36 protein-coding genes are annotated in these 25,990 nt (G+C 32.5%); all 36 read left to right on the plus strand.

All coding sequences use genetic code 11. The features are described 5' to 3' along the window. The first annotated feature begins 4 nt into the window (after nt 1–4). Complete coding sequence (gene rpsG, locus ACFO3U_RS05600; RefSeq protein ID WP_379738979.1) at nt 5–481, plus strand: 30S ribosomal protein S7; 477 nt, start codon at nt 5–7, stop codon at nt 479–481. 10 nt (nt 482–491) lie between these two features. Continuing rightward, nucleotides 492–2,648, plus strand: coding sequence for an elongation factor G (fusA, locus tag ACFO3U_RS05605; RefSeq protein WP_379738982.1), 2,157 nt, complete (start codon nt 492–494; stop codon nt 2,646–2,648). 11 nt (nt 2,649–2,659) lie between these two features. Beyond that, nucleotides 2,660–2,965, plus strand: a complete 306-nt coding sequence (gene rpsJ / locus ACFO3U_RS05610; RefSeq protein ID WP_008254495.1) for a 30S ribosomal protein S10 — start codon at nt 2,660–2,662, stop codon at nt 2,963–2,965. A 226-nt stretch (nt 2,966–3,191) separates the two neighbouring features. Further along, nucleotides 3,192–3,809: a 50S ribosomal protein L3 gene (rplC, locus tag ACFO3U_RS05615; protein WP_379738986.1), complete on the plus strand. Its 618-nt coding sequence runs from the start codon at nt 3,192–3,194 to the stop codon at nt 3,807–3,809. Beyond that, on the plus strand, nt 3,809–4,438 hold the full coding sequence (rplD, locus tag ACFO3U_RS05620) for a 50S ribosomal protein L4 (protein ID WP_379738989.1): 630 nt from the start codon (nt 3,809–3,811) through the stop codon (nt 4,436–4,438). Before rplC ends, rplD begins: the two co-directional genes overlap by 1 nt. A 6-nt stretch (nt 4,439–4,444) precedes the next feature. Next, nucleotides 4,445–4,735, plus strand: a complete 291-nt coding sequence (gene rplW, locus ACFO3U_RS05625; RefSeq protein WP_379738992.1) for a 50S ribosomal protein L23 — start codon at nt 4,445–4,447, stop codon at nt 4,733–4,735. A gap of 9 nt (nt 4,736–4,744) precedes the next feature. Then, nucleotides 4,745–5,569 (plus strand): 50S ribosomal protein L2, encoded by an 825-nt coding sequence (rplB, locus tag ACFO3U_RS05630; RefSeq protein WP_379738995.1) that lies wholly within the window; start codon nt 4,745–4,747, stop codon nt 5,567–5,569. A 10-nt stretch (nt 5,570–5,579) separates the two neighbouring features. Beyond that, on the plus strand, nt 5,580–5,858 hold the full coding sequence (rpsS, locus tag ACFO3U_RS05635; RefSeq protein WP_026717857.1) for a 30S ribosomal protein S19: 279 nt from the start codon (nt 5,580–5,582) through the stop codon (nt 5,856–5,858). A gap of 6 nt (nt 5,859–5,864) precedes the next feature. Further along, complete coding sequence (gene rplV, locus ACFO3U_RS05640; protein WP_338378157.1) at nt 5,865–6,275, plus strand: 50S ribosomal protein L22; 411 nt, start codon at nt 5,865–5,867, stop codon at nt 6,273–6,275. Between the two features lie 8 nt (nt 6,276–6,283). Continuing rightward, on the plus strand, nt 6,284–7,018 hold the full coding sequence (gene rpsC / locus ACFO3U_RS05645) for a 30S ribosomal protein S3 (RefSeq protein WP_338378158.1): 735 nt from the start codon (nt 6,284–6,286) through the stop codon (nt 7,016–7,018). A gap of 20 nt (nt 7,019–7,038) precedes the next feature. Further along, the gene (rplP, locus tag ACFO3U_RS05650) at nt 7,039–7,464 is read left to right on the plus strand and encodes a 50S ribosomal protein L16 (RefSeq protein WP_338378159.1); all 426 of its coding nucleotides are present in this window, start codon (nt 7,039–7,041) and stop codon (nt 7,462–7,464) included. A 12-nt stretch (nt 7,465–7,476) separates the two neighbouring features. Continuing rightward, on the plus strand, nt 7,477–7,665 hold the full coding sequence (gene rpmC, locus ACFO3U_RS05655) for a 50S ribosomal protein L29 (protein WP_026717861.1): 189 nt from the start codon (nt 7,477–7,479) through the stop codon (nt 7,663–7,665). A gap of 17 nt (nt 7,666–7,682) precedes the next feature. Next, nucleotides 7,683–7,940: a 30S ribosomal protein S17 gene (rpsQ, locus tag ACFO3U_RS05660; protein ID WP_338378160.1), complete on the plus strand. Its 258-nt coding sequence runs from the start codon at nt 7,683–7,685 to the stop codon at nt 7,938–7,940. 2 nt (nt 7,941–7,942) lie between these two features. Further along, entirely contained in the window at nt 7,943–8,311 is a 369-nt protein-coding gene (rplN, locus tag ACFO3U_RS05665; RefSeq protein ID WP_007803649.1) for a 50S ribosomal protein L14, read from the plus strand. An 11-nt stretch (nt 8,312–8,322) separates the two neighbouring features. Continuing rightward, nucleotides 8,323–8,637 (plus strand): 50S ribosomal protein L24, encoded by a 315-nt coding sequence (gene rplX, locus ACFO3U_RS05670; protein ID WP_379739893.1) that lies wholly within the window; start codon nt 8,323–8,325, stop codon nt 8,635–8,637. A 2-nt stretch (nt 8,638–8,639) separates the two neighbouring features. Next, nucleotides 8,640–9,191, plus strand: a complete 552-nt coding sequence (gene rplE, locus ACFO3U_RS05675) for a 50S ribosomal protein L5 (protein ID WP_379739002.1) — start codon at nt 8,640–8,642, stop codon at nt 9,189–9,191. 3 nt (nt 9,192–9,194) lie between these two features. Further along, entirely contained in the window at nt 9,195–9,464 is a 270-nt protein-coding gene (gene rpsN, locus ACFO3U_RS05680; RefSeq protein WP_379739005.1) for a 30S ribosomal protein S14, read from the plus strand. Nucleotides 9,465–9,570: 106 nt separating this feature from the next. Then, nucleotides 9,571–9,969, plus strand: a complete 399-nt coding sequence (gene rpsH, locus ACFO3U_RS05685; RefSeq protein ID WP_379739008.1) for a 30S ribosomal protein S8 — start codon at nt 9,571–9,573, stop codon at nt 9,967–9,969. 12 nt (nt 9,970–9,981) lie between these two features. Continuing rightward, nucleotides 9,982–10,524, plus strand: coding sequence for a 50S ribosomal protein L6 (gene rplF, locus ACFO3U_RS05690; protein ID WP_379739011.1), 543 nt, complete (start codon nt 9,982–9,984; stop codon nt 10,522–10,524). A gap of 11 nt (nt 10,525–10,535) precedes the next feature. Continuing rightward, on the plus strand, nt 10,536–10,886 hold the full coding sequence (gene rplR / locus ACFO3U_RS05695) for a 50S ribosomal protein L18 (protein WP_379739014.1): 351 nt from the start codon (nt 10,536–10,538) through the stop codon (nt 10,884–10,886). A gap of 6 nt (nt 10,887–10,892) precedes the next feature. Continuing rightward, the gene (gene rpsE, locus ACFO3U_RS05700; RefSeq protein WP_379739017.1) at nt 10,893–11,417 is read left to right on the plus strand and encodes a 30S ribosomal protein S5; all 525 of its coding nucleotides are present in this window, start codon (nt 10,893–10,895) and stop codon (nt 11,415–11,417) included. 14 nt (nt 11,418–11,431) lie between these two features. Then, nucleotides 11,432–11,611, plus strand: coding sequence for a 50S ribosomal protein L30 (gene rpmD / locus ACFO3U_RS05705; protein ID WP_379739021.1), 180 nt, complete (start codon nt 11,432–11,434; stop codon nt 11,609–11,611). Between the two features lie 11 nt (nt 11,612–11,622). Further along, a complete protein-coding gene (rplO, locus tag ACFO3U_RS05710; RefSeq protein ID WP_379739024.1) occupies nt 11,623–12,075 on the plus strand; it encodes a 50S ribosomal protein L15 in 453 nt (150 codons plus the stop codon). 17 nt (nt 12,076–12,092) lie between these two features. Further along, nucleotides 12,093–13,442 (plus strand): preprotein translocase subunit SecY, encoded by a 1,350-nt coding sequence (gene secY / locus ACFO3U_RS05715; protein WP_379739027.1) that lies wholly within the window; start codon nt 12,093–12,095, stop codon nt 13,440–13,442. Nucleotides 13,443–13,449: 7 nt separating this feature from the next. Beyond that, the gene (infA, locus tag ACFO3U_RS05720; protein ID WP_008254466.1) at nt 13,450–13,665 is read left to right on the plus strand and encodes a translation initiation factor IF-1; all 216 of its coding nucleotides are present in this window, start codon (nt 13,450–13,452) and stop codon (nt 13,663–13,665) included. Between the two features lie 10 nt (nt 13,666–13,675). Next, on the plus strand, nt 13,676–13,792 hold the full coding sequence (gene ykgO, locus ACFO3U_RS05725) for a type B 50S ribosomal protein L36 (RefSeq protein WP_073370549.1): 117 nt from the start codon (nt 13,676–13,678) through the stop codon (nt 13,790–13,792). 2 nt (nt 13,793–13,794) lie between these two features. Beyond that, entirely contained in the window at nt 13,795–14,169 is a 375-nt protein-coding gene (gene rpsM / locus ACFO3U_RS05730; protein ID WP_379739033.1) for a 30S ribosomal protein S13, read from the plus strand. 8 nt (nt 14,170–14,177) lie between these two features. Beyond that, nucleotides 14,178–14,561 carry a 30S ribosomal protein S11 gene (gene rpsK, locus ACFO3U_RS05735; RefSeq protein WP_026717875.1) on the plus strand — a complete coding sequence of 128 codons (384 nt, stop codon included), beginning with the start codon at nt 14,178–14,180 and terminating at the stop codon, nt 14,559–14,561. Between the two features lie 118 nt (nt 14,562–14,679). Next, nucleotides 14,680–15,285 (plus strand): 30S ribosomal protein S4, encoded by a 606-nt coding sequence (gene rpsD / locus ACFO3U_RS05740; protein ID WP_379739037.1) that lies wholly within the window; start codon nt 14,680–14,682, stop codon nt 15,283–15,285. 20 nt (nt 15,286–15,305) lie between these two features. Beyond that, complete coding sequence (locus ACFO3U_RS05745) at nt 15,306–16,298, plus strand: DNA-directed RNA polymerase subunit alpha (protein WP_379739040.1); 993 nt, start codon at nt 15,306–15,308, stop codon at nt 16,296–16,298. Nucleotides 16,299–16,359: 61 nt separating this feature from the next. Further along, a complete protein-coding gene (gene rplQ / locus ACFO3U_RS05750; RefSeq protein WP_379739043.1) occupies nt 16,360–16,866 on the plus strand; it encodes a 50S ribosomal protein L17 in 507 nt (168 codons plus the stop codon). A gap of 254 nt (nt 16,867–17,120) precedes the next feature. Then, nucleotides 17,121–18,239, plus strand: coding sequence for a glutamine-hydrolyzing carbamoyl-phosphate synthase small subunit (gene carA / locus ACFO3U_RS05755; protein WP_379739046.1), 1,119 nt, complete (start codon nt 17,121–17,123; stop codon nt 18,237–18,239). A gap of 128 nt (nt 18,240–18,367) precedes the next feature. After that, on the plus strand, nt 18,368–19,660 hold the full coding sequence (gene eno / locus ACFO3U_RS05760) for a phosphopyruvate hydratase (RefSeq protein WP_379739049.1): 1,293 nt from the start codon (nt 18,368–18,370) through the stop codon (nt 19,658–19,660). Between the two features lie 166 nt (nt 19,661–19,826). Further along, entirely contained in the window at nt 19,827–21,785 is a 1,959-nt protein-coding gene (locus tag ACFO3U_RS05765; protein ID WP_379739053.1) for a tetratricopeptide repeat-containing sensor histidine kinase, read from the plus strand. Nucleotides 21,786–21,862: 77 nt separating this feature from the next. Next, a complete protein-coding gene (locus tag ACFO3U_RS05770) occupies nt 21,863–22,624 on the plus strand; it encodes a LytR/AlgR family response regulator transcription factor (protein ID WP_379739057.1) in 762 nt (253 codons plus the stop codon). Nucleotides 22,625–22,769: 145 nt separating this feature from the next. After that, on the plus strand, nt 22,770–25,946 hold the full coding sequence (locus ACFO3U_RS05775; protein ID WP_379739060.1) for a DUF7619 domain-containing protein: 3,177 nt from the start codon (nt 22,770–22,772) through the stop codon (nt 25,944–25,946). The last annotated feature ends 44 nt before the right edge of the window (nt 25,947–25,990 follow it).

The following is a 25,990-nucleotide window of genomic DNA, read 5'->3' on the forward strand; positions in this document are numbered from 1 at the left end:
AGACATGAGAAAAAGAGCGGCAAAAAAAAGACCCCTTTTACCAGATCCAAAATTTAACGATCAGTTAGTAACACGTTTTGTGAACAACTTAATGTGGGATGGTAAGAAATCAACAGCTTTTAAAGTTTTTTATGATGCATTAGATATCGTAGAAGCGAAAAAAGGTGATAATGAAAAAACAGCTTTAGAATTATGGAAAGATGCTTTAACAAACGTTATGCCTCACGTAGAAGTACGTAGCCGTAGAGTGGGTGGAGCTACATTCCAAATACCAATGCAAATTCGTCCAGATAGAAAAATTTCTACGGCAATGAAATGGTTAATTCTTTATGCTAGAAAAAGAAATGAGAAATCTATGGCAGCTAAATTGTCATCAGAAATTTTAGCAGCAGCTAAAGAAGAAGGTGCGGCAGTTAAGAAAAGAATGGATACTCACAAAATGGCAGATGCAAATAAAGCATTCTCTCACTTCAGATTTTAATAAATAAGAAATGGCAAGAGATTTAAAATATACAAGAAATATAGGAATTGCTGCTCACATTGATGCTGGTAAAACAACAACAACGGAGCGTATATTATTCTATACTGGAAAATCACACAAAATTGGTGAAGTACATGATGGTGCTGCAACAATGGACTGGATGGCACAAGAGCAAGAAAGAGGTATTACAATTACTTCTGCTGCTACAACTTGTGAATGGAATTTTCCAACACAACAAGGTAAAATATTACCAGAATCAATACCTTATCACTTTAACATTATCGATACTCCAGGTCACGTTGACTTTACAGTAGAGGTAAACCGTTCGTTACGTGTATTAGATGGTTTAGTATTCTTATTTAGTGCTGTTGATGGTGTTGAGCCTCAGTCAGAAACTAACTGGAGACTTGCTGATCAATATAGAGTTCCTAGAATGGGATTTGTTAACAAGATGGACCGTCAAGGATCTAACTTTTTGGCTGTATGTGATCAAGTAAAAGAAATGTTAAAATCAAATGCAGTTGCAATTACTTTGCCAATTGGTGAAGAAAATGATTTTAGAGGAGTTGTTGACTTAGTGAAAAATCAAGCTATTGTATGGCATGATGAAACGCAAGGAGCAACTTTTGATATTATCGATATTCCTGCTGACATGGTTGATGATGTGAAACACTATCGTTCAATCCTTATCGAAGAAATCGCTACTTATGACGAAAATCTTTTAGATAAGTATATGGAAGATGAAAATTCTATCACTGAAGATGAGATTAACAATGCATTACGTGCAGCTACAATAGATATGGCTATCATTCCTATGATTGCTGGTTCTTCTTTCAAAAACAAAGGAGTTCAGTTTATGTTAGATGCAGTTTGTAAATATTTACCATCTCCAATGGATAAAGAAGGTATCGAAGGAATTCATCCTGATGATGCTGATTTATTAGAAGAAGATCAAAAGAAAATTTTACGTCGTCCTGATCCAAAAGAGCCATTTGCTGCTTTAGCATTCAAGATTGCAACTGATCCTTATGTGGGTCGTTTAGCTTTCTTCCGTGCATATTCAGGTCGTTTAGATGCAGGTTCATATATTTTGAATACTCGTTCTGGAAACAAAGAAAGAATTTCTCGTATCTACCAAATGCATGCTAACAAACAAAATCCAATCGAATATATTGAGGCTGGAGATATTGGAGCAGCAGTTGGATTTAAAGATATCAAGACTGGAGATACAATGTGTGATGAAAAACATCCAATTATTCTTGAGTCAATGAAATTCCCTGATCCAGTAATTGGTATCGCTATTGAGCCTAAAACTAAAGCAGACGTTGATAAAATGGGTATGGCTTTAGCAAAATTAGCTGAAGAAGATCCTACATTTACTGTTAGAACTGATGAAGCTTCTGGTCAAACTATTATCTCAGGAATGGGTGAGTTACACTTAGATATCCTTGTAGATCGTATGAGACGTGAATTCAAAGTTGAAGTGAACCAAGGTGAGCCTCAAGTTGAATATAAAGAGGCTTTTACTAAAACAGCTCAACATAGAGAAACGTATAAAAAACAATCTGGAGGTAGAGGTAAATTTGGAGATATTGTTTTCAGATTAGAGCCTGCTGAAGATGTTGATGGTAAGCCAGCATTTGGATTACAATTCGTAAATGAAGTAAAAGGTGGTAACGTTCCTAAAGAATATATACCAGCTGTTGAAAAAGGATTTAGAGAAGCTATGAAAACTGGTCCATTAGCTGGATATGCAGTAGATAGTTTAAAAGTGACTTTATTAGATGGATCTTTCCACCCTGTGGATTCTGATGCTCTATCTTTTGAGTTAGCTGCAAAAATGGGTTACAAGGAAGTGGCTAAAGCTGCTGGAGCTGTAATTCTTGAACCAATTATGAAAATTGAAGTTATTACTCCAGAAGAAAATATGGGTGATATCGTAGGTGACTTAAACCGTCGTCGTGGTCAAGTAAATAATATGGGTGACAGAAGTGGTGCTAAAACTATTAAAGCAGATGTGCCTTTATCTGAGATGTTTGGTTATGTTACAACATTAAGAACATTATCATCAGGTAGAGCAACTTCTACAATGGAGTTTTCTCACTATGCAGAAACACCTTCTAATATTTCAGAAGAGGTAATCAAAAAAGCAAAAGGTAACGCTTAATTCTAAAGAAAATGAGTCAAAAAATCAGAATAAAATTAAAATCTTACGATCACATGTTGGTAGACAAGTCTGCTGAAAAGATTGTAAAAACTGTAAAAAGTACAGGTGCTGTTGTAACTGGACCAATTCCATTACCTACACACAAAAAGATTTTTACTGTGTTGCGTTCACCGCACGTAAACAAAAAATCACGTGAGCAATTTGAACTAAGTTCATACAAGAGATTATTAGATATTTATAGTTCTTCTTCTAAGACTATTGATGCTTTAATGAAATTGGAATTGCCAAGTGGAGTTGAAGTAGAAATTAAAGTATAGTTTCAAACACTGTTCAATCAGTTAAAAATAAAACCGCTAGTATTTGTTTACTGCGGTTTTTTTAATCTTTAATGCTTTATTAATTGCTTAATTATTCATTAAAAAATAGTTAAGTAATTAATTTTGTATTAATTAAATAATATTTATATATTTGCACCCTCGAAAAAAAGTGCATTTATATATTTATGTGCATAAAATTTAAATAGTAATTAATAATTAGTTTAATATGTCTGGGTTAATCGGAAGAAAAATTGGCATGACTAGCATCTTTGATGAGAACGGGAAGAATATTCCTTGTACTGTAATTCAAGCTGGTCCATGTGTAGTTACCCAAGTCAGAACCATTGAGGTTGACGGGTACGAAGCTCTTCAACTTGGTTTCGATGACAAAACTGACAAACACTCTATCAAAGCAGAAGAAGGTCACTTCAAAAAAGCTGGAACAGATGTTAAGAAGAAAGTCGTTGAATTCAAGTATTTTGAAGAAAAACACAACTTAGGTGATGTGTTGAATGTGGATTTATTCACAGAAGGAGAATTTGTAGATGTACAAGGTGTGTCTAAAGGTAAAGGTTTTCAAGGGGTTGTTAAGCGTCACGGATTTGGTGGTGTTGGACAAGCAACTCATGGTCAACATAACCGTTTAAGAGCACCAGGTTCAGTTGGAGCTTCTTCTTATCCATCTAGAGTATTCAAAGGAATGCGTATGGCTGGAAGAATGGGAACAGATAACGTAACAGTTCAAAATCTTAGAGTTTTAAAAGTTGTAGCTGACAAAAACCTTTTAGTAGTAAAAGGATGTGTACCAGGGCATAAAAACTCTTACGTAATCATTCAGAAGTAATGGAAGTAAAAGTATTAGATGTAAACGGAAAAGAAACTGGGAGAAAAGTACAACTTTCTGATTCAGTATTCGCAATTGAACCAAATAATCACGCAGTATACCTTGATGTTAAGCAGTATTTAGCAAATCAAAGACAAGGAACGCACAAAGCTAAAGAAAGAGCTGAAGTTGCTGGAAGTACTCGTAAGATTAAGAAACAAAAAGGAACTGGAACTGCCAGAGCTGGTAGTGCTAAAAACCCATTGTTTAAAGGTGGGGGAACAGTATTCGGTCCTAGACCAAGAAGTTATTCATTTAAATTGAATAAATCTTTGAAGCGTTTAGCAAGAAAATCTGCCTTCTCAATCAAAGCAAAAGAAGAAAATTTAGTAGTAATTGAGGACTTCAATTTTGAGACTCCAAACACTAAAAATTTCATTAACGTTTTGAAAGCTTTAGGGTTAGATAATAAAAAATCGTTATTTGTGTTGGGTGAGTCAAATAAAAATGTATATTTGTCGTCACGCAATTTAAAAGCGTCTAGCGTTATAACTACTTCAGAATTAAGCACTTATGGTATTTTAAATACTAATAAATTAGTCTTAATGGAGAGTTCGTTAGAAGAAATCGAAACTAATTTAAGTAAATAAGAAGGTATGAATGTTATAATTAAACCTATCATTACTGAAAAAATGACAAAAGACGGTGAAGTTTTTAACCGTTTTGGTTTTGTTGTTGACAAAAAAGCAAATAAAATACAAATTAAGAATGCTATTGAAGCTTCTTATGGAGTAACTGTTGAAAATGTTAACACAATGAATTACAGATCTGATAGATCGGTTAAATACACTAAGAGTGGTTTAATCGTTGGTAAAACAAATGCTTACAAAAAAGCAGTTGTACAACTGAAAGAAGGAGAAGCAATAGACTTTTATAATAATATCTAATAAAAGAAAATGTCAGTTAGAAAATTAAAACCTATTACCCCAGGACAGCGATTTAGAGTTGTAAATAGCTTTGACACTATTACAACTGATAAGCCGGAGCGTACATTATTAGCTCCGAAAAAACGTTCAGGAGGTAGAAATAGTCAAGGAAAGATGACCATGCGCTACACAGGTGGTGGTCACAAACAAAAGTATCGTATGATCGATTTCAAAAGAACTAAGCATGGAATTCCTGCTACAGTTAAAACAATCGAATACGATCCAAATCGTTCAGCATTCATTTCATTGCTTGCATATGTAGATGGAGAGAAAACTTACGTAATTGCTCAAAATGGTTTACAAGTTGGGCAAACTGTAGTTTCAGGACCAGATGCAAATCCAGAAATTGGAAATACTTTACTTTTAAGTAAAATTCCTCTAGGAACAGTAATATCATGTATTGAATTAAGACCAGGTCAAGGAGCTGTTATTGCTCGTTCGGCAGGTACTTTCGCTCAATTGATGGCAAGAGATGGAAAATATGCTACAATTAAAATGCCTTCAGGTGAAACAAGATTAATCTTGTTGACTTGTTCTGCAACAATTGGAGCGGTTTCGAACTCTGATCACCAATTAATCGTATCTGGTAAAGCAGGTAGATCAAGATGGTTAGGTAGAAGACCAAGAACTAGACCAGTAGCTATGAACCCAGTTGATCACCCTATGGGAGGTGGAGAAGGACGCTCTTCAGGAGGTCATCCACGTTCAAGAAAAGGTTTACCAGCTAAAGGTTATAGAACTCGTTCTAAGGTTAACCCGAGTAATAAGTATATTGTTGAACGCAGAAAGAAATAATTAGATAGACATGGCACGTTCATTAAAAAAAGGACCATTTGTACATTATAAGTTAGAGAAAAAAGTTCAAGCTAATATTGAAGGAGGTAATAAAGGTGTTGTTAAGACTTGGTCTAGAGCATCAATGATTACTCCAGATTTTGTTGGACAAACGATAGCTGTTCATAATGGTCGTCAATTTGTTCCAGTATATGTTACTGAGAACATGGTAGGACATAAATTAGGAGAATTTTCACCAACTAGATCTTTTAGAGGTCACGCAGGTGCAAAAAATAAAGGTAAAAAATAAGAAGCAATGGGAGTTCGTAAAAGAGAAACAGCAGATGCAAGAAAAGAGGCTAATAAGTCTATAGCTTTTGCCAAATTAAATAACTGCCCTACTTCACCTAGAAAAATGCGCTTAGTTGCGGATATGGTAAGAGGTCAAAAAGTAGAACTAGCTCTTAATGTTTTAAGATTTAGTACTAAAGAAGCTTCAAGAAAATTAGAAAAACTATTATTATCTGCAATCAATAACTGGGAGCAAAAAAATAGTGAAGCTAGTATTGAAGATGCAGGTTTATTTGTAAAAGAGATCAGAGTAGACGGTGGAGCGATGTTAAAAAGACTTCGTCCAGCACCTCAAGGTCGTGCACACAGAATTAGAAAACGTTCTAATCACGTTACAATCGTATTAGGACAATTAGATAACACACAAAGCAATTAATAAACAGTATGGGACAAAAGACAAATCCAATAGGAAATAGACTTGGTATCATCAGAGGGTGGGACTCAAACTGGTACGGTGGAAATGATTACGGTGATAAAATCGCTGAAGATTATAAAATCAGAAAGTATATCCACGCTCGTTTATCAAAAGCTAGTGTATCAAAAATAATTATCGAGAGAACTTTAAAACTTGTAACCGTTACTATCACTACTGCTAGACCTGGTATTATTATCGGAAAAGGTGGGCAAGAGGTAGACAAGTTAAAAGAAGAACTTAAGAAAATTACTGACAAGGAAGTTCAAATCAACATTTTCGAAATCAAAAGACCAGAACTTGATGCCTTATTAGTAGGAGCAAGTATCGCACGTCAAATTGAAAATAGAATTTCTTACAGAAGAGCAATCAAAATGGCTATCGCAGCAGCTATGAGAATGAACGCAGAAGGTATTAAAGTACTTATCTCTGGTCGTTTAAATGGAGCTGAAATGGCACGTTCTGAGCAATTCAAAGAAGGTAGAATTCCTTTGTCAACTTTCAGAGCTGATATTGATTATTCATTAGCTGAAGCGCATACTACTTATGGTAGAATGGGTATAAAAGTATGGATAATGAAAGGTGAAGTTTACGGTAAAAGAGATCTTTCTCCGTTAGTAGGTATGGACAAAAAACAGTCTAAATCTTCAGGATCTTCTTCTCCAAAAAGAGATGGTGGTAGACCAAACAATCGCAAAAGAAAGTAATTATTTAAACTAAAGAAAAAATGTTACAGCCTAAAAGAACAAAATACCGTAAGGTACAAAAGGGTAGAATGAAAGGGAACTCTGGTAGAGGTCATGAACTTTCAAATGGAATGTTTGGTATTAAATCTGTACACGAAAAAGGAATGTTCTTAACTTCACGTCAAATCGAAGCTGCACGTATCGCTGCAACTCGTTTCATGAAAAGAGAGGGACAGTTATGGATTAAAATATTTCCAGACAAACCTATTACTAAAAAACCTTTAGAGGTACGTATGGGTAAAGGTAAAGGTGCAGTTGAATATTGGGCTGCAGTTGTTAAACCTGGAAAAATAATGTTTGAAGTTGGTGGTGTTCCACTATCAGTTGCAAAAGAAGCTTTACGTTTAGCAGCACAAAAACTTCCAGTGAAAACTAAGTTTGTTGTTGCAAGAGACTTTGAAGCATAATCAAAATTTATTATGAAACAATCAGAAATTATAAGTCTATCAGCAACTGAGTTACAAGAAAAACTTAGCCAGTTAAAGAAAACATACGCTGACCTAAAGAATGCTCACGCGATTTCTCCAATTGAGAATCCGTTACAACTAAGAGCTTTAAGAAGATCTGTTGCAAGAGTTACTACTGAATTGACTAAAAAGTTACAATAATTGTACACTGCTGAAAGATGGAAAAAAGAAATTTAAGAAAAGAGAGAATTGGGGTTGTTACTAGTAACAAAATGACAAAATCTATTGTTGTTTCTGAAACTAGAAGAGTAAAACACCCATTATACGGTAAGTTCGTGTTAAAAACTAAAAAATACGTTGCACACGACGAAACAAACGACTGTAACATTGGAGATACTGTAAAGATCATGGAAACAAGACCTATGAGTAAATTGAAATGTTGGAGATTAGTTGAAATCATTGAAAGAGCTAAATAATTATGGTACAACAAGAATCAAGATTAAAAGTAGCAGACAACACAGGAGCAAAAGAAGTTTTGACTATCCGTGTATTAGGAGGAACGAAACGTCGTTATGCCTCTGTAGGTGATAAAATTGTAGTTTCTATTAAAGATGCTACTCCAAACGGAAACGTAAAAAAAGGAGCTGTATCAACTGCAGTTGTTGTACGTACTAAAAAAGAAGTGAGAAGAGCTGATGGATCTTACATCCGTTTTGACGATAACGCATGTGTATTGTTAAACGCTGCAGGTGAAATGAGAGGAACTCGTGTTTTTGGTCCGGTTGCCAGAGAACTTCGTGAAAAACAATTCATGAAAATTGTATCATTAGCACCAGAGGTGCTTTAATTCTAAAAATGATGACAAAGTTAAAAGTAAAATCAGGAGATTTAGTTAGAGTAATTGCTGGAGATCACAAAGGTGAAGAAGGTAAAATTTTAACTATTCTACGTGAGAAAAATAAAGCGATTGTTGAAGGTGTAAATATGGTATCAAAACATACTAAGCCAAGTGCAACTAATCCACAAGGTGGAATCGTAAAGAAAGAAGCGGCTATTCATATTTCGAATTTGTCTTTAATCGACCCTAAGTCAAAAGAAACGACTAAAGTTGGTTACAAGCAAGAAGGAGATAAGAAAGTGAGATTCTCAAAAAAATCTAATCAAGTATTATAGTGATGGCTTATATACCTAGACTAAAAGAAGAATATAAGAGCAGAATAATTGCTGCACTTACAGAAGAATTCGGTTACAAAAACGTAATGCAAGTTCCAAAACTTGAAAAAATCGTTGTAAGCCGTGGAGTTGGAGCAGCTGTATCTGATAAGAAATTAGTAGATTATGCTGTAGAAGAAATGACTAAAATTACTGGACAACAAGCGGTAGCTACAATTTCTAAGAAAGACGTTGCGTCTTTTAAATTAAGAAAAGGAATGCCAATTGGAGCTAAAGTAACTTTACGTGGAGAAAGAATGTATGAGTTTTTAGATAGACTTGTTACTTCTGCTTTACCACGTGTAAGAGATTTCAGCGGAATTAAATCTGAAGGATTTGATGGAAGAGGTAATTATAACTTAGGGGTTTTAGAACAAATCATTTTCCCAGAAATTGATATTGATAAAGTAAATAAAATCTCAGGTTTTGATATTACATTCGTTACTTCAGCACCAACAGATAAAGAAGCAAAATCATTATTAGCAGAACTAGGATTACCTTTTAAAAAGAACTAAGATATGGCTAAAGAATCAATGAAAGCCCGTGAGGTTAAAAGAGAAGCAACTGTTGAAAAATATGCTGAAAAAAGAAAAGCTTTGAAAAAAGCTGGAGATTATGAAGCATTGCAAAAATTACCTAAAAATGCATCTCCTGTACGTTTACATAATCGTTGTAAATTAACAGGAAGACCAAGAGGGTATATGCGTCAATTTGGACTTTCTCGTGTAACGTTCCGTGAAATGGCTAATCAAGGATTAATACCAGGTGTTAAAAAAGCATCTTGGTAATCTCGCAATAAGTTTGTACTTTTGCAATCCAAAAAATAATTTTAACTGGTTAAAGGTTCATTTGGTGAGTACCTTTTGAAAACCATAACCGTAATTCAATACAGATATGTATACAGATCCTATAGCGGATTATCTAACGCGAGTTAGAAATGCTGTGAGAGCTAACCACAAAGTGGTTGAAATTCCAGCTTCAAACCTTAAAAAAGAAATCACTAAGATTTTATTTGACCAAGGTTATATTTTAAGTTACAAATTCGAAGACACTACTGTTCAAGGTAGTATCAAAATCGCACTTAAGTACGATAAAGAAACAAAAGAATCTGTAATTAAAGATATTCAAAGAATTAGTAAACCAGGTTTACGTAAATATTCAGGTTCTTCAGAGATTCCTAGAATTCTTAACGGATTAGGTATTGCAATTGTTTCTACATCAAAAGGATTGATGACAGGTAAAATGGCAAAACAATTAAACGTAGGTGGAGAAGTAATTTGTTACGTATACTAATATAAAAGAAAAATGTCAAGAATAGGTAAAAATCCAATTGCAATTCCAGCAGGAGTAACAGTAGATGTTAAAGAAGCTGTGGTTACAGTAAAAGGAAAATTAGGCGAGCTTACTCAAGAATTTTCTGATGTAACGGTAAAAATAGAAGATAACCAAGTTATCGTTGAACGTTCATCAGATCATAAAGACGAGAGAGCGAAACACGGACTATATCGTTCTTTGATTAACAACATGATTGTTGGTGTTTCTGAAGGTTTTTCAAAACAATTAGAGTTAGTAGGGGTAGGGTATAGAGCTTCAAATCAAGGTCAAAAACTTGATTTAGCTTTAGGATTCTCTCATAACATAGTTCTAGAAGTTGTTTCTGAAGTAACAGTTGAAACAATATCAGAGAAAGGTAAAAATCCTATAGTAAAATTATCATCATTTGACAAACAATTATTAGGTCAAGTTGCTGCTAAAATCAGAGCTTTTCGTAAACCTGAACCTTACAAAGGAAAAGGTATTAAGTTTGTAGGTGAAGTATTAAGAAGAAAAGCAGGTAAATCAGCTTAAAATTTAAGACTATGTCATTAACAAAAACGGAAAGAAGACAAAGAATAAAATTCAGAATTAGAAAGATTGTGAGCGGAACTGCTGCACAACCTAGACTAGCTGTTTTTAGATCTAATAAAGAAATCTATGCTCAAATCATAGATGATGTAAACGGTGTTACATTAGTAGCAGCATCTTCAAGAGATAAAGGTGTTACTAAAGGAACAAACATTGAAACTGCAAATGCAGTAGGTAAGTTAGTAGCTGAGAAAGCTCTTAAGGCTGGTATTTCAACAATCTCTTTTGATAGAGGTGGATATTTATACCACGGACGTGTTAAATCATTAGCTGAAGGCGCAAGAGAAGCTGGACTTAAATTCTAAGATAGTATGTACAATAATTATAAAAACGTAGAACTAGTAAAACCAGGAGGACTTGACTTAAAAGATCGTTTGGTGAATGTTAATCGTGTTACTAAAGTTACAAAAGGTGGTAGAGCATTTGGTTTTTCTGCAATTGTAGTAGTAGGTGATGAAAACGGTGTAGTAGGTCATGGTTCAGGAAAATCTAAAGATGTTTCAGAAGCTATTGCTAAAGCAGTAGAAGATGCAAAGAAAAATTTAGTTAGAATTCCTCTTCAAGGACAATCTGTACCTCACGAACAAAAAGGTAAATTTGGTGGAGCAAGAGTATTTTTAATACCAGCTTCTCATGGTACTGGAGTTATTGCAGGTGGTGCAGTACGTGCGGTACTTGAGTCAGTGGGTATTCATGATGTATTATCAAAATCTCAAGGTTCATCAAATCCTCATAATGTGGTTAAAGCAACTTTCGATGCATTATTGCAAATGAGAAGTGCTTACACAGTTGCAAAACAAAGAGGAATATCTTTAGAAAAAGTATTTAAAGGTTAATAATTCAAGGAAAAATGGCAAAAATATTAGTAAAACAAGTAAAAAGCAAAATCAATTGTCCTCTGACACAAAAGAGAACTCTTATTGCTTTAGGTCTAAAAAAAATGGGACAAGTTGTTGAGCATGATGACAACCAAGCTATCCTTGGAATGGTAAACAAAGTAAAACACTTAGTTTCTATTGAAGCTAAATAACATATACAGTTATGAATTTAAGTAATTTACAACCAGCGGAAGGTTCAACGCACAACCAAAATAAAAGATTAGGTAGAGGAGAAGGTTCTGGTAAAGGTGGTACTGCGTCTCGTGGTCACAAAGGAGCTAAATCTCGTTCTGGTTACTCTAAGAAAATTGGTTTTGAAGGAGGTCAAATGCCACTTCAAAGACGTGTTCCTAAGTTCGGATTTAAAAATATTAACAGAAAAGAATATCAAGGTGTTAATCTTGATACACTTCAATTGTTAGTTGACAATGGTGTAGTGACTGATACTGTAGATTTTACAGCTTTAGTTGATGCAAGATTGGCAACAAAAAACGAATTAGTTAAAATTTTAGGTAGAGGCGAATTAAAAGCTAAACTTAAAGTGAGTGGACACAAATTCACTGCTACTGCTAAAGCCGCTATTGAAGCTGCTGGAGGAGAAGTAGTAATCTTATAACAATATAGTATAGTAAAATGAAGAAATTTATAGATTCTTTAGTCAATGTTTGGAAAATCGAGGAGTTAAAAAACAGAATTCTGTTAACTCTAGGATTATTATTAGTGTACCGTTTTGGTGCACAAATTACTCTTCCAGGAATTGACGCTACTAAACTAGGAAATTTAACCGACCAAACCGATCAAGGTATTGGTTGGTTAATTGACGTTTTTACAGGGGGAGCATTTTCTCAAGCATCGATTTTTGCTTTAGGAATTATGCCTTATATTTCTGCTTCGATTGTTGTACAATTGATGGGAATAGCGGTTCCTTACCTACAAAAACTTCAAAAAGATGGTGAAAGTGGAAGAAAAAAGATAAATCAAATTACAAGATGGTTAACTATTGCAATTACTTTAGTTCAAGGTCCTGGATATATTTATAATCTTTATTCAACACTTCCTCCTGATGCATTCTTATTAGGATTTAATTCATTCCAATTTTTATTCTCAGCTGTATTAATCTTAGTTACAGGTACAATTTTTGCTATGTGGTTAGGAGAAAAAATTACTGATAAAGGTATTGGAAATGGAATTTCTTTATTAATTATGGTGGGAATTATCGCTAGAATGCCACAAGCATTCATGCAAGAGATTGCTTCAAGAACATCTCAAGCAAATGGTGGTGCACTTATGATAGTATTAGAAATTATTATATGGTTATTGGTGATAGTAGCAAGTATACTATTAGTAATGGCAGTAAGAAAAATTCAAGTTCAATATGCACGTAGAACAGTTTCTGGTGATTTTGAACAAGATTTAATGGGTGGAGGAGATAGACAATTTATTCCTTTGAAATTAAACGCATCGGGTGTAATGCCAATCATTTTTGCACAAGCAATTATGTTTATCCCAGCAGCATTAGCAGGATTATCACAATCTGATGGTGCTCAATCAATCGCAACAATGTTTAAAAATCCATTTGGATTAGTATATAACTTAGTATTTGCATTATTAATTATTGTATTTACTTACTTCTATACTGCGATTACAATTCCAACAAATAAAATGGCAGATGATTTAAAAAGAAGTGGTGGTTTTATTCCAGGTATTAAGCCAGGATCAGAAACTTCAGATTTCTTAGATAAAATCATGTCTTTAATAACTTTCCCAGGTTCACTTTACCTTGCTGTTATTGCTGTGTTCCCAGCTATAGCTGTTAGTTTAATGGGTGTTCAAGGTTCATGGGCTTATTTCTATGGAGGTACATCGTTATTAATTATGGTAGGAGTTGCAATTGACACTATTCAACAAATAAATTCTTATTTATTGAATAAACATTATGATGGGTTGATGAAAAGTGGTAAAAACAGAAAAGCAGTAGCTTAATTATTTTATGGCAAAACAATCAGCAATAGAACAAGACGGAACAATAATTGAAGCATTATCAAATGCTATGTTTCGAGTAGAATTAGAAAACGGGCACATAGTAATTGCTCACATCTCTGGAAAAATGCGCATGCATTATATCAAGTTATTACCTGGTGATAAAGTGAAACTAGAAATGAGTCCTTACGATTTGTCTAAAGCAAGAATCACATATAGATACTAAATCTAATAGCATGAAAGTAAGAGCATCAGTTAAAAAAAGAAGTGCCGAGTGCAAAATTGTACGAAGAAAAGGCAGATTATACGTAATCAACAAAAAGAATCCTAGATTTAAACAAAGACAAGGATAATTATGGCAAGAATAGCAGGGGTAGATATACCTAAACAGAAAAGAGGAGTTATTGCTTTAACATACATTTTTGGTATTGGTAATAGCAGAGCTAAAGAGATTTTACAAAAAGCTCAAGTTAGCGAAGATAAAAAAGTTTCAGATTGGAATGATGATGAGATCGGAGCAATTCGTGAAGCAGTATCATATTTCAAAATTGAGGGTGAATTACGTTCAGAAGTTCAATTAAACATCAAACGTTTAATGGATATCGGATGTCAAAGAGGAATTCGTCATAGAGCGGGTCTTCCTTTAAGAGGTCAGAGAACTAAAAACAACTCTAGAACAAGAAAAGGTAAAAGAAAAACTGTTGCTAACAAGAAAAAAGCAACTAAATAATAAGTAATATGGCTAAGGCAACTACAAAAAAACGTAAAGTTATTGTTGAATCAACAGGAGAAGCTCATATTAGTGCAACTTTTAACAACATCATTATTTCTTTAACAAATAAGAAAGGTGAAGTTATTTCTTGGTCTTCAGCAGGTAAAATGGGCTTTAGAGGTTCTAAAAAGAACACTCCATACGCAGCTCAAATGGCAGCAGAAGATTGTTCAAAAGTAGCTCTTGATGCTGGTCTTAAGAAAGTAAAAGTTTACGTTAAAGGTCCAGGAAACGGTAGAGAATCTGCAATTAGATCATTACATAATGGTGGAATTGAAGTTACAGAAATCATTGATGTAACTCCAATGCCTCATAATGGATGTCGTCCTCCAAAAAGAAGAAGAGTTTAATCAAATATATTTACTATATTTGCACTCTTAAAAATAAATTATAAGTATAACCAAGATAGAATTACGATTATCGAAGGATTAGACCTGAATTCATAATCTCTATCTTAAACAATTAGAAATGGCAAGATATACTGGTCCAAAAACTAAAATTGCTCGTAAATTTGGCGAAGCAATATTCGGAGAAGACAAAGCCTTCGAAAAAAGAAATTACCCTCCAGGACAACATGGAATGTCTAAAAGAAGAGGTAAAAAATCTGAATATGCAATCCAGTTAATGGAAAAGCAAAAAGCTAAATATACTTATGGTATTTTAGAAAAACAATTCAGAAACTTATTTGAAAAAGCGTCTGCAGCTTCTGGTGTAACAGGTGAAATCCTTTTACAACTTTGTGAAGCAAGATTAGATAATGTAGTTTACAGAATGGGTATTGCTCCTTCTCGTAGAGGTGCACGTCAAATCGTTTCTCACAGACATATTACTGTTAATGGAGAATTAGTAAATATTCCTTCTTACCACCTTAAAGCTGGTGATAAAGTAGCAGTTCGTGAAAAATCTAAATCTTTAGAAGCTATCGATCGTTCTTTATCTAATTCATCTCAAGTATATGAGTGGATTACTTGGAATAATGATACTAAGGAAGGTACTTTCGTATCTGTTCCTCAAAGACTTCAGATTCCAGAAAACATTAAAGAGCAACTAATCGTAGAGTTGTATAACAAATAAAAATACACATTAGTCGAATTATGGCAGTATTTAATTTTCAGAAGCCCGATAAAGTTATCATGATCGATTCAACCGATTTTGAAGGTAAGTTTGAATTCAGACCTTTAGAACCTGGTTACGGATTGACTGTTGGTAATGCACTTAGAAGAGTTTTACTTTCTGCATTAGAAGGTTTTGCAATAACATCAGTTAGAATTGAAGGTGTAGAACATGAGTTCTCTACAATTCCTGGTGTAGTTGAAGACGTAACAGAAATTATCCTTAATCTTAAACAAGTACGTTTCAAACGTCAAATTGAAGATATCGATAATGAATCAGTTTCAATGTCTTTATCAGGTAAAGAAGTGTTAACTGCAGGTGATTTTCAAAAATTCATCTCTGGTTTTCAAATCTTAAATCCAGATTTAGTTATCTGTAACCTTGATAGCAAAACTGCAATCAATATGGAATTATCTATCGAAAAAGGTAGAGGATATGTTCCAGCAGAAGAAAACAAAAAAGCAAATGCACCAATTGGTACAATATATACTGACTCAATTTATACACCAGTAAAAAATGTTAAGTATTCAATTGAAAACTTCCGTGTGGAGCAAAAAACTGACTATGAAAAGTTAGTTTTCGAAATCCAAACTGACGGTTCTATCAATCCAAAAGATGCATTAACTGAAGCAGCTAAAACGTTGATTCATCACTTTATGTTGTTTTCTGATGAAAGAATTACACTTGAGGCTGATGAAATTGCTCAAACAGAATCTTATGACGAAGAGTCATTACACATGAGACAGTTGTTAAAAACTAAACTTGTGGATATGGATTTATCAGTAAGAGCATTAAATTGTTTAAAAGCAGCTGAAGTTGACACTTTAGGAGACTTAGTTTCTTTCAACAAAAACGACTTAATGAAGTTCCGTAACTTTGGTAAAAAATCTTTAACAGAATTAGACGAATTAGTCGCTGTAAAAGGTCTTACTTTTGGAATGGATTTAGCAAAATACAAATTAGATAAAGAATAAATTACTTCATATTTTGCTCTCCAAAGTGGATAGTAGCAAGATGAAGGTTAAATAAAAAGTCATGAGACACGGAAAAAAATTCAATCATTTAAGTAGACAAAAAGGACATAGAGCAGCTATGCTTGCAAATATGGCTTGTTCACTTATTGAGCACAAACGTATCAACACAACAGTTGCTAAAGCAAAAGCTTTAAAACAGTTTGTTGAACCGTTAGTAACAAAATCAAAAGAAGATACAACTCACAATCGTCGTATTTGTTTCTCTTATTTAAGAGACAAATATGCTGTAACTGAATTATTCAGAGAAGTAGCTGCTAAAGTTGGAGATCGTCCAGGAGGATACACACGTATCATCAAATTGGGTAATCGTTTAGGAGATAACGCTGATATGGCAATGATTGAGTTAGTTGACTTCAATGAATTGTACAACGGTGGTAAAAAAGAAGAGAAAAAAGGAAGAAGCCGTCGTGGTGGAAAAGCTAAAAAAGCTGAAACTACTACTGAAGCTCCTGTTGCAGAAACTCCTGCTCCTGAAACTTCTGAAGAATCTACTGATAAAGCAGAATAATGAATACCAATTCATAAATACAAAAAAGGATAAGCTAGTTTTTAGTTTATCCTTTTTTTTTGAGTTTTATTTTTTTTTGGAGCATTGTGGTTTGGGCTTTATTTGGTTATGTAATTCCTGCTGTCCATTCTATCTTTTTTTACAAAAAAGGATGCCATTCCCATCAGGGCTAGAAAAGAAACTATTTGATTGTTTATAAACTTATTTTTTTAGAAAAAAGAATTATACTAAATTTGCAAAACAACACACAACAAATGCAATATACTACAAAACAAAAAGCCATCGTTTTATTAGCAGATGGAACAGTTTTTCACGGAAAATCAATTGGAATTAGCGGTACAACCTTTGGAGAAGTTTGTTTCAACACTGGAATGAGCGGTTACCAAGAAATTTTTACAGACCCATCTTATTTTGGACAAATCATGGTTACAACCAATCCTCATATTGGTAATTATGGTGTAAATGTCAACGAAGTAGAATCAAATGGAGTTAAAATCGCAGGATTAATTTGCAAAAACTTCAGTTTTAATTATTCTCGTCCTGATGCATCAGAAAGTTTATACGACTATTTTGAAAAGCAAAATATCGTGGCTGTTTCTGATGTTGACACTAGAGCATTAGTAAGTTACATAAGAGATAATGGAGCACAAAACGCAGTTATTTCAACAGACGGAACATCAATTGAAGATTTAAAAGCTCAATTAGCTAAAGTTCCAAACATGAAAGGTTTAGAGTTAGCGTCAACAGTTTCTACAAAAGAACCTTATTTCTATGGTGACGAAAATGCTACTTATAAAGTTTCTGCTTTAGACTTAGGAATCAAAACTAACATTTTAAGAAATTTAGCAAAAAGAGATTGTTACATAAAAGTATTTCCTTTTAATGCTTCTTATGAAGATTTAAAAAGTTTCAATCCAGACGGTTACTTTTTGTCAAATGGCCCTGGTGATCCAGAACCATTACATCAAGCTCAAAAAGTAGCTAAAGAAATTATTGCAGAAAACAAGCCTTTATTCGGAATTTGTTTAGGACATCAAGTAATTGCTTTAGCTAATGGAATTTCAACTTATAAAATGTTTAACGGACACAGAGGAATTAATCATCCTGTAAAAAACTTGTTAACTGGTAAAGGTGAAATAACTTCTCAAAATCATGGTTTTGCAGTAAACAAAGAAGAGTTAGAAAAGCATCCAGATATGGAAATTACGCATTTACACTTAAATGATGATACTGTTGCTGGAATGCGAATGAAATCTAAAAACTGTTTTTCTGTACAATATCACCCAGAAGCTAGTCCTGGACCACATGATTCTCAATATTTGTTTGATACATTTATCGAAAACATAAAATCTACCAGTTTACAAAAGGTTTAAGAAAAGATAACTAAACAAATTCAAGCTTTCGGTTATAACTCACTAAAACGTTATCGTTTATAAGTTTTTGAAGGTTTAAAATATAGAATGTTTAAATTTGTTTATCCAATTTAAAAAAATCATTAAAAATGAGCATAATTATTAAAGTACACGCAAGACAAATATTAGATTCTCGCGGAAATCCAACAGTTGAAGTTGATGTAATTACAGAAAATGGAATCTTAGGAAGAGCTGCTGTGCCAAGTGGAGCTTCTACAGGTGAACATGAAGCTGTTGAATTACGTGATGGTGGAAAAGCTTACATGGGAAAAGGAGTTTTAAAAGCCGTTGAAAATGTAAATACTGAAATTGCTGCAGAAGTTGTGGGAATGTCAGTTTTTGAGCAAAATGCCATTGACAAAATGATGATTGAATTAGATGGTACTCCAAATAAATCAAATTTAGGAGCTAATGCAATATTAGGAGTTTCTTTAGCAGTAGCAAAAGCAGCAGCAAATGAATTAGGAATGCCTTTATACAGATATGTTGGTGGAGTTTCTGCTAACACTTTACCAGTTCCAATGATGAACATCATCAATGGTGGTTCGCATTCTGATGCTCCAATTGCGTTTCAAGAATTTATGGTTATGCCTGTGAAAGCAAAAAACTTTACACATGCTATGCAAATGGGAACTGAAATTTTCCATAACCTTAAAAAAGTATTACACGATAGAGGTTTGTCAACTGCAGTTGGTGATGAAGGTGGTTTTGCTCCAAATTTAGAAGGTGGAACAGAAGATGCTTTAGATTCTATCAAATTAGCAGTTACAAATGCTGGTTATACTTTCGGTGATGATGTAATGATTGCTTTAGATTGTGCTGCCGCAGAATTTTTTGTAGATGGGAAATACGATTATTCAAAATTTGAAGGACCAACAGGAAAAGTAAGAACTTCTCAAGAACAAGCAGAATATTTAGCTGAATTAACTAAAAAATATCCAATCGTTTCTATCGAAGATGGAATGGACGAAAATGACTGGGCTGGTTGGAAAACATTAACAGAATTGGTTGGTGATAAAGTACAATTAGTTGGTGATGATTTATTCGTTACAAACGTAGAAAGATTAGCGAAAGGTATTGCAAATAACACTGCCAATTCAATCTTGATAAAAGTAAACCAAATCGGAACTTTATCAGAAACTATTGCATCTGTAAATATGGCTCACAATGCAGGTTATACTTCAGTAATGAGTCACCGTTCTGGAGAAACAGAAGACAATACTATTGCAGATTTAGCAGTAGCATTAAACTGTGGACAAATCAAAACAGGTTCGGCTTCTCGTTCTGATAGAATGTCTAAATACAACCAATTATTAAGAATCGAAGAAGAATTAGCTGATGTAGCTTATTTCCCAGGAATGAGAGCTTTCAAACAGAAATAATACAAAATTGTCATGCTGAACTTGTTTCAGCATCTAAACCCTTCTAGAGTTTAAAACTCTAGAAGGGTTTCTTTTTTCATCAAATTCTCAACCAAACCACTCAAATTCTAAATCATCATTATTTCCTAAAAAGTAAATGTTACATTTGTTTATCAATAGTAAATAAATGAGAACAAAAATATTCCTATATCTTTTTTTAATCGTTTCTACAATTGTTCAAGCACAAGACAAAGTGATGGACAGTTTGCAGAATGAACTAGAAAAAGCGAAAAACGATATTGATAAAACAATGGTTTTAAATGCTATTGCTGATCAATACAAGTATTCTGATCCAAATAAAATGGCAGAATATGGAAACAAAGCCTTACAATTAGCCAAAAAAATTAATTATAAAGTTGAAGAAGGAAATGCTTATTTAAACATTGGAACTTCAAAAATAATTTTGGGAGATTATAAAAAAGCGTTAGATGACTTTGGTTTAGCTAAAGATATTTTTGAAGAAAATAATAATTCAGCTTCTAATAAAAGAGAAGTCTCACAAGGTTTAGCCAAAGCTTATGGAAGCATGGGAATTGTGTTTTCTGAACAAAGTAATTACGCTAAAGCACTGCAATTCTATTTAAAATCTGTGAAAATTTATGAAAATTTAGATGACGAAAGTAAATGTTCAAAAATCTATAATAATATTGGAGTTGTCTATAAATCACAGAATGCTGATTTCAAAGCCTTAGAGTATTTTATCAAAGCACAAAAGATTCAAGAAAAATTACAAGACCCAAATACCGGAATTACCTTAACCAATATTGCAAATATTTATCTTAAACAGAAAAATTTAGACAAAGCTTCAGAATATTACGATTTAGCTAAAAAGGCTTTAAACAAGAATCCAAATCCAAGAGCATTGGGTGAATGGAACAATAATATGGGTTTATATTTTGCAGCAAAAAATCAAAGTAAGGAAGCTGTTTCAAGTTGGGAAAATGCTATTCAATCTTTTGAAAAGATAGATGATAAATTCGGATTAGCAGATACCTATATTTTTCTTGGAGAATTTTATTTGAAAAAAAATCAATTAGAAGAAGCGCTTCTAAATACAAACAAAGCTTTGAATTTAGCTACTGAAATTAATGTTTTAGAGCAAAAGGCAATTTCAGAAAAATTATTAAGTGAAATTTATACCCAAAAGGGAAACTCAAATTTAGCTTTAGAACATTTTCAAAAATACAGTATTGCTAAAGACAGTTTAACCAATGAAGAAAATATCAGAAAATCTGTTGAAGCTTCATTAAACTATGAATTTGAAAAGAAAGAATTATTGCAAAAAGAAGAAAACGATAAAAGGGAATTATTGTTAAAAGAAGAAGCTAAAAGTTCAAAATTGAAATTGCTATTTGGTGGTTTAATTGCATTATTATTGTTTGGAATTGGGTTTTTAATTTACAACCGAATGCAATTGAAAAAAACGCTAACCTTACAAAAAGAACTTGCAGAATATGAGCAAAAAGCATTGCACTTACAAATGAATCCTCATTTTGTATTCAATTGTTTGGGTTCAATTTCTAGTTTCATTGTGCAAAACGGTACAGATTCTGCCATAAAATATTTGTCAAAATTTTCAAAATTAATGCGATTAACATTGGAATACTCAAAAGAATCCTTAATTCCAATTGACAAAGAAATAGAAAGTTTGCAAAACTATTTGGAGCTAGAGCAACTTAGATTTAATCACAAATTCAATTTTATCATTCGAAAAAGTCCCGAAATTGAAGATGATGTTGCTCTTCCTCCTCTCATTATCCAGCCTTTTATTGAAAATGCGATTATTCATGGAGTTATCCCAAAAAAAGAACTTGGAAGTGTAACTATTAATTTTTCCATTCAAGAAAATTCCTTGATTTGTACTATTTTAGACGACGGAATCGGAATTAATCAATCCAAATTAAACAAAGAAAATTCAGTAATAGCACACAAATCAATGGCTTTGGACATCATCAAAAAACGTTTAGAAATGATTGCATCCTCAACATCAAAAAAAGCCACAATTGAAATTGAGGAATTAACTGAAAATAATGAAATAAAAGGAACAAAAGTGATTTTGCAATTACCTTTACAATATATTGAGTAACTAGTGATTAGTGAAGAGTAATTAGCCAAGTTGCTTTTTACTAATCACTAATTACTAATCACTAATTACTAAAAAACATGATAAAAGCGATTTTAATTGACGATGACCAAAACCTTAGAGAAGGAATGAAAGGTTTGTTGGAACGATTTGCACCTAATATAAAAATTATTGGAGAAGCAGACAGTGTTGCGACAGGAATCGAGGTTATGGATGCCTTGAAACCACAGGTTGTATTTTTGGATATTCAATTAAATGACGGAACAGGTTTTGATATTTTGGAACAATTGGCTGCTAAAAATGGAGCTATTAAATCCAATATAGTTTTTATTACAGCACATGAACAATATGCAATTAAAGCATTTCGATTTAGTGCTTTGGATTTTTTATTGAAACCAGTCGATCCAGATGAATTGCAAAAAGTGATTGTGAAAATAGAATCGGTTTTAGAGAAAACTAATGATTATGCTCATATTGATTTACTGTTAGAAAACATCAGAAAGAAAGTAGATAATTTCAAGCGAATAGCACTTTCTACTTCTGATGGCATTCATTTATTTGATATAAGTGATATTATTCGATGTGAAAGTGAAGATAATTACACTAAGTTTTACATAAAGAATAGTAAACCAGTAATGATTTCTAAAACCTTAAAAGAATATGAAGAATTATTAACCGAACACGGATTTGAACGCATACACCAATCGCATTTGATTAATTTGAATTATTTGAAATCCTATATTAAAAAAGATGGTGGTTATGTTATTATGGCTGATGAAAGCCATTTGCCAATTTCACAACGAAAACGAGAACGATTACAAGAAATTTTAAAAACCATATAAAAATAAAGTGAATATGTCATTCTGAACTTGATTCAGAATCTCAGAATCTAAATAAAACGCGAATTCTAACTCAAAACACTCATTTACTCATTGAGTAAATAATCAATCAAAAAACAATAGTAAATTTATACAAAACATTAAAGTCATGAAGAAAATATTACTCTTACTACTTTTTATAACTGGAACTTTATACGCACAGCCACCCATCGCACAACCAAACGATTTGATTGTTTGTGATGACATGTCTAATGATGGTATTGAAGCTTTTGATTTAACCATAAATGAAACACAAACTCTAAATGGTTTAAATCCTGCTAATTATACAATTACATATCATTTAGATCAAGCAGGTGCGGATGCAAATAGTAATTTAGCATCACCTCCTAATTCTTTTGTTGGTGGGCCAAATCAAACTATTTTTATAAGAGTTGAAGAAATTTCATCAGGGTTGTATTCTACTACAAGTTTTAATTTGATAGTAAATCCGCTTCCAGCTGTTCTTCAGCCAAATGATATAATAGTTTATGAAAACCCTTTTGATGGTTCAGCAACTTTTGATTTGACTCAGAATGAAACAATTATGACAAATGGAGCAACTGGACTTTCTTTTCAGTATTATTTGACTTTAGCAGATGCACAAGCAGGAACAAATGCAATACCAAACCAATCGACTTTTACAAATACTTCAAATCCACAAACAATCTTTGTAAGTGTTGTTGATAATACAACAGGTTGCTTTTCGATAACTAATTTTGATTTAGTAGTTTTAGACTCTAGTCAAGTTATTTATTTTCCTGATGCGAATTTAAAAGCAGCTTTGGTAAGTGCTAATTCATCCAATTCAATTGCTTTGACTAGTTCAGGTTATGGAGCAGTAGATACAAATAGTGATGGTGAAATTCAATTTACAGAAGCTTTAGCAATTACAGGAATTCAATTACAATCATTTGGTATCACAGATTTAACTGGAATACAATACTTTGATAATATCACCTTTTTTGGAAGTTATCATAATAGTATTAATAATTTTTCAATTCTTAATGGTTTACAGCAATTACAAAATATAAATGTTACCTATAATACAGGTTCAGTTACAGCTTTCAACTTTTCAAATTTACCAGCTTTAACTAATTTTAGTATGACGTATTCAAATATAACTTCTTTAGTTTTAGATAATTTAAGCAATATTATTACTTTGAATATTTGGGGAAATACAAATTTATCTTCACTTGATTTACTAGCACTTACTTCATTAAATAAAATTTCAGCTTTTGATAGCAATGTGTCAACTTTATCAATTACAAATTCTCCTGTATTAACAGAAATTGACTTTACAAATAATGATTTAAATAGTATTATAATTGCTAATTTTCCATTGCTAAAAATATTAAAACTTTCGGCAAATAATATTTCTGATACTTCAAATTTTACAAATATCAACAATATAGAAGAAATTAACATTCAAAATAATCAGATAACAAATTTAATTTTACCTACTTCATTACCAGTTTTAAAATACTTGTATTGTGGTAGCAATGGTTTTTCAAATATTAATATTTCGGGATATCCAAGTCTTTTGAATTTTACTGTAAATAACAATAATATTTCAAATTTAGATTTTTCAAATACACCATTAATACAACAACTTAACATATCAAACAACCCTATTGCAACTATTGATTTTTCAAATTTGTCAAACTTAACCACAATTTCTTGCTCCTCTAATACTATGACTGAGCTTGATTTTTCAAACAATCCTAATTTGATGAATTTAAGTTACTTTAATAATACAAACTTAACTAATGTAAACCTTAAAAGTGGAACAATAAATACGATTAATTACAACAGTAGTTCATATTATAACTTACCAAATCTTATGTATGTATGCATAGATGAAGGAGATACTTTTACATATAATAATCTTTCAGTAACCCCTAATGTTCAAGTTGGAAGCTATTGTTCATTCACTCCTGGTGGAAATTATAATACAATAACAGGAATTACGCAATTTGATTTAAATGGAAATGGTTGTGATGTTAATGATATACCTGTTCAATATTTCGGAATTGGAATAAATTTGAATGCAACAGCAACAAATTCATCTGTTTTTTCAAATGGTTTAGGAAATTACTCTATATTCACTAACCAAATAGGTACTTTTGATTTAATACCAAATTTAGAAAACCCTAATTATTTTAATGTCAATCCAAACCCAGCTAGTGTAAATATTCCAGTTATTGATAACAGTACAACCACTCAAAATTTCTGTGTAACAGCTAATGGAGTACATCCAGATTTAGAGATTGTAATTGCTCCAATTATACCAGCAAGACCAGGTTTTGATGCAGTTTATAAAATTGTATACAGAAACAAAGGAAATCAAACCGTTGATGGATATGTTAACTTTACATTTAACGATGCTGTTTTAGATTTTGTGTCTTCATCTGTAACTCCAAACAATAATTCAGGTGGATTCATAAATTGGTTTTTTCCAGGGTTAGTTCCTTTTGAGACAGGAAGTATATTGGTAACTTTAAATGTAAATTCACCAACAGAAACACCAGCCGTTAATATTGGAGATATCCTAGCTTTTAACGCTTTTATAGATGTAACGACTGATGATAATTGGGCTGATAATAATTTTGACTTTAATCAAACTGTTGTAGGTTCTTATGATCCAAATGACATTACTTGTATTGAAGGAGATGTTGTGTCACCATCTTATATAGGAGAATATCTTCATTATGTAATCAATTTTGAAAATACAGGAACTTATCAAGCAGAAAATATTGTAGTGAAAACTGAAATTAATCCAGCGGATTTTGATATTTCAACTTTACGATTATTAGAAGCTTCTCATAATGTTAGCACGAGAATAAATGGAAATATAATTGAATTTATCTTTCAAACTATAAATTTAGATACTGGTGGACATGGAAATGTGTTGTTAAAATTACAAACTAAAGACAATCTTCTAATTAGTGACATGGTTACAAACAAAGCTGATATTTACTTTGATTATAATTTTCCAGTAGAAACAAATTTTGCAAATACAACTTTCCAAGTGTTGAGCAATTCAATAGTAACCAATGATAATTCAGTTGGAATTTATCCAAATCCTGCGAAAGACAATGTAAATATTAAAGCTAATTCTGCAATCACTTCAATTGAAGTTTATGATGCACAAGGAAGAATCGTTCAGAAAAGAATAACGAATGTAGATAATGAGAATCTAGATGTTTCTAATTTAACCAAAGGCATTTATTTCTTAATGATTAAAACAGAATTAGGTCAAAAAGTAGAAAAGTTAGTTAAAGAGTAAGTTAATTTGTTTGTTAATAGGCTTTCACCCGTAAGATATTTAAT

Origin of the sequence: Flavobacterium ponti, from assembly GCF_042652765.1 — a bacterium.
In the GTDB taxonomy this organism is placed as follows: Bacteria; Bacteroidota; Bacteroidia; order Flavobacteriales; family Flavobacteriaceae; genus Flavobacterium; species Flavobacterium ponti.

What these genes read in the sequence shown, in the direction of transcription:
- rplB (WP_379738995.1), top strand. Translation starts at nt 4,745, where the DNA reads ATGTCAGTTAGAAAATTAAAACCTATTACCCCAGGACAGCGATTTAGA.
- ACFO3U_RS05770 (WP_379739057.1), top strand. Translation starts at nt 21,863, where the DNA reads ATGATAAAAGCGATTTTAATTGACGATGACCAAAACCTTAGAGAAGGA.
- rplF (WP_379739011.1), top strand. Translation starts at nt 9,982, where the DNA reads ATGTCAAGAATAGGTAAAAATCCAATTGCAATTCCAGCAGGAGTAACA.
- fusA (WP_379738982.1), top strand. Translation starts at nt 492, where the DNA reads ATGGCAAGAGATTTAAAATATACAAGAAATATAGGAATTGCTGCTCAC.
- ACFO3U_RS05745 (WP_379739040.1), top strand. Translation starts at nt 15,306, where the DNA reads ATGGCAGTATTTAATTTTCAGAAGCCCGATAAAGTTATCATGATCGAT.
- rpsS (WP_026717857.1), top strand. Translation starts at nt 5,580, where the DNA reads ATGGCACGTTCATTAAAAAAAGGACCATTTGTACATTATAAGTTAGAG.
- rpsM (WP_379739033.1), top strand. Translation starts at nt 13,795, where the DNA reads ATGGCAAGAATAGCAGGGGTAGATATACCTAAACAGAAAAGAGGAGTT.
- ykgO (WP_073370549.1), top strand. Translation starts at nt 13,676, where the DNA reads ATGAAAGTAAGAGCATCAGTTAAAAAAAGAAGTGCCGAGTGCAAAATT.
- rplW (WP_379738992.1), top strand. Translation starts at nt 4,445, where the DNA reads ATGAATGTTATAATTAAACCTATCATTACTGAAAAAATGACAAAAGAC.
- eno (WP_379739049.1), top strand. Translation starts at nt 18,368, where the DNA reads ATGAGCATAATTATTAAAGTACACGCAAGACAAATATTAGATTCTCGC.
- infA (WP_008254466.1), top strand. Translation starts at nt 13,450, where the DNA reads ATGGCAAAACAATCAGCAATAGAACAAGACGGAACAATAATTGAAGCA.
- rplX (WP_379739893.1), top strand. Translation starts at nt 8,323, where the DNA reads ATGACAAAGTTAAAAGTAAAATCAGGAGATTTAGTTAGAGTAATTGCT.
- rpsC (WP_338378158.1), top strand. Translation starts at nt 6,284, where the DNA reads ATGGGACAAAAGACAAATCCAATAGGAAATAGACTTGGTATCATCAGA.
- rpsJ (WP_008254495.1), top strand. Translation starts at nt 2,660, where the DNA reads ATGAGTCAAAAAATCAGAATAAAATTAAAATCTTACGATCACATGTTG.
- rplV (WP_338378157.1), top strand. Translation starts at nt 5,865, where the DNA reads ATGGGAGTTCGTAAAAGAGAAACAGCAGATGCAAGAAAAGAGGCTAAT.
- rpmD (WP_379739021.1), top strand. Translation starts at nt 11,432, where the DNA reads ATGGCAAAAATATTAGTAAAACAAGTAAAAAGCAAAATCAATTGTCCT.
- rpsK (WP_026717875.1), top strand. Translation starts at nt 14,178, where the DNA reads ATGGCTAAGGCAACTACAAAAAAACGTAAAGTTATTGTTGAATCAACA.
- rplE (WP_379739002.1), top strand. Translation starts at nt 8,640, where the DNA reads ATGGCTTATATACCTAGACTAAAAGAAGAATATAAGAGCAGAATAATT.
- rplR (WP_379739014.1), top strand. Translation starts at nt 10,536, where the DNA reads ATGTCATTAACAAAAACGGAAAGAAGACAAAGAATAAAATTCAGAATT.
- carA (WP_379739046.1), top strand. Translation starts at nt 17,121, where the DNA reads ATGCAATATACTACAAAACAAAAAGCCATCGTTTTATTAGCAGATGGA.
- rplN (WP_007803649.1), top strand. Translation starts at nt 7,943, where the DNA reads ATGGTACAACAAGAATCAAGATTAAAAGTAGCAGACAACACAGGAGCA.
- secY (WP_379739027.1), top strand. Translation starts at nt 12,093, where the DNA reads ATGAAGAAATTTATAGATTCTTTAGTCAATGTTTGGAAAATCGAGGAG.
- rpsN (WP_379739005.1), top strand. Translation starts at nt 9,195, where the DNA reads ATGGCTAAAGAATCAATGAAAGCCCGTGAGGTTAAAAGAGAAGCAACT.
- ACFO3U_RS05775 (WP_379739060.1), top strand. Translation starts at nt 22,770, where the DNA reads ATGAAGAAAATATTACTCTTACTACTTTTTATAACTGGAACTTTATAC.
- rpsH (WP_379739008.1), top strand. Translation starts at nt 9,571, where the DNA reads ATGTATACAGATCCTATAGCGGATTATCTAACGCGAGTTAGAAATGCT.
- rplC (WP_379738986.1), top strand. Translation starts at nt 3,192, where the DNA reads ATGTCTGGGTTAATCGGAAGAAAAATTGGCATGACTAGCATCTTTGAT.
- rpsD (WP_379739037.1), top strand. Translation starts at nt 14,680, where the DNA reads ATGGCAAGATATACTGGTCCAAAAACTAAAATTGCTCGTAAATTTGGC.
- ACFO3U_RS05765 (WP_379739053.1), top strand. Translation starts at nt 19,827, where the DNA reads ATGAGAACAAAAATATTCCTATATCTTTTTTTAATCGTTTCTACAATT.
- rplD (WP_379738989.1), top strand. Translation starts at nt 3,809, where the DNA reads ATGGAAGTAAAAGTATTAGATGTAAACGGAAAAGAAACTGGGAGAAAA.
- rplO (WP_379739024.1), top strand. Translation starts at nt 11,623, where the DNA reads ATGAATTTAAGTAATTTACAACCAGCGGAAGGTTCAACGCACAACCAA.
- rplQ (WP_379739043.1), top strand. Translation starts at nt 16,360, where the DNA reads ATGAGACACGGAAAAAAATTCAATCATTTAAGTAGACAAAAAGGACAT.
- rplP (WP_338378159.1), top strand. Translation starts at nt 7,039, where the DNA reads ATGTTACAGCCTAAAAGAACAAAATACCGTAAGGTACAAAAGGGTAGA.
- rpsQ (WP_338378160.1), top strand. Translation starts at nt 7,683, where the DNA reads ATGGAAAAAAGAAATTTAAGAAAAGAGAGAATTGGGGTTGTTACTAGT.
- rpsE (WP_379739017.1), top strand. Translation starts at nt 10,893, where the DNA reads ATGTACAATAATTATAAAAACGTAGAACTAGTAAAACCAGGAGGACTT.
- rpsG (WP_379738979.1), top strand. Translation starts at nt 5, where the DNA reads ATGAGAAAAAGAGCGGCAAAAAAAAGACCCCTTTTACCAGATCCAAAA.
- rpmC (WP_026717861.1), top strand. Translation starts at nt 7,477, where the DNA reads ATGAAACAATCAGAAATTATAAGTCTATCAGCAACTGAGTTACAAGAA.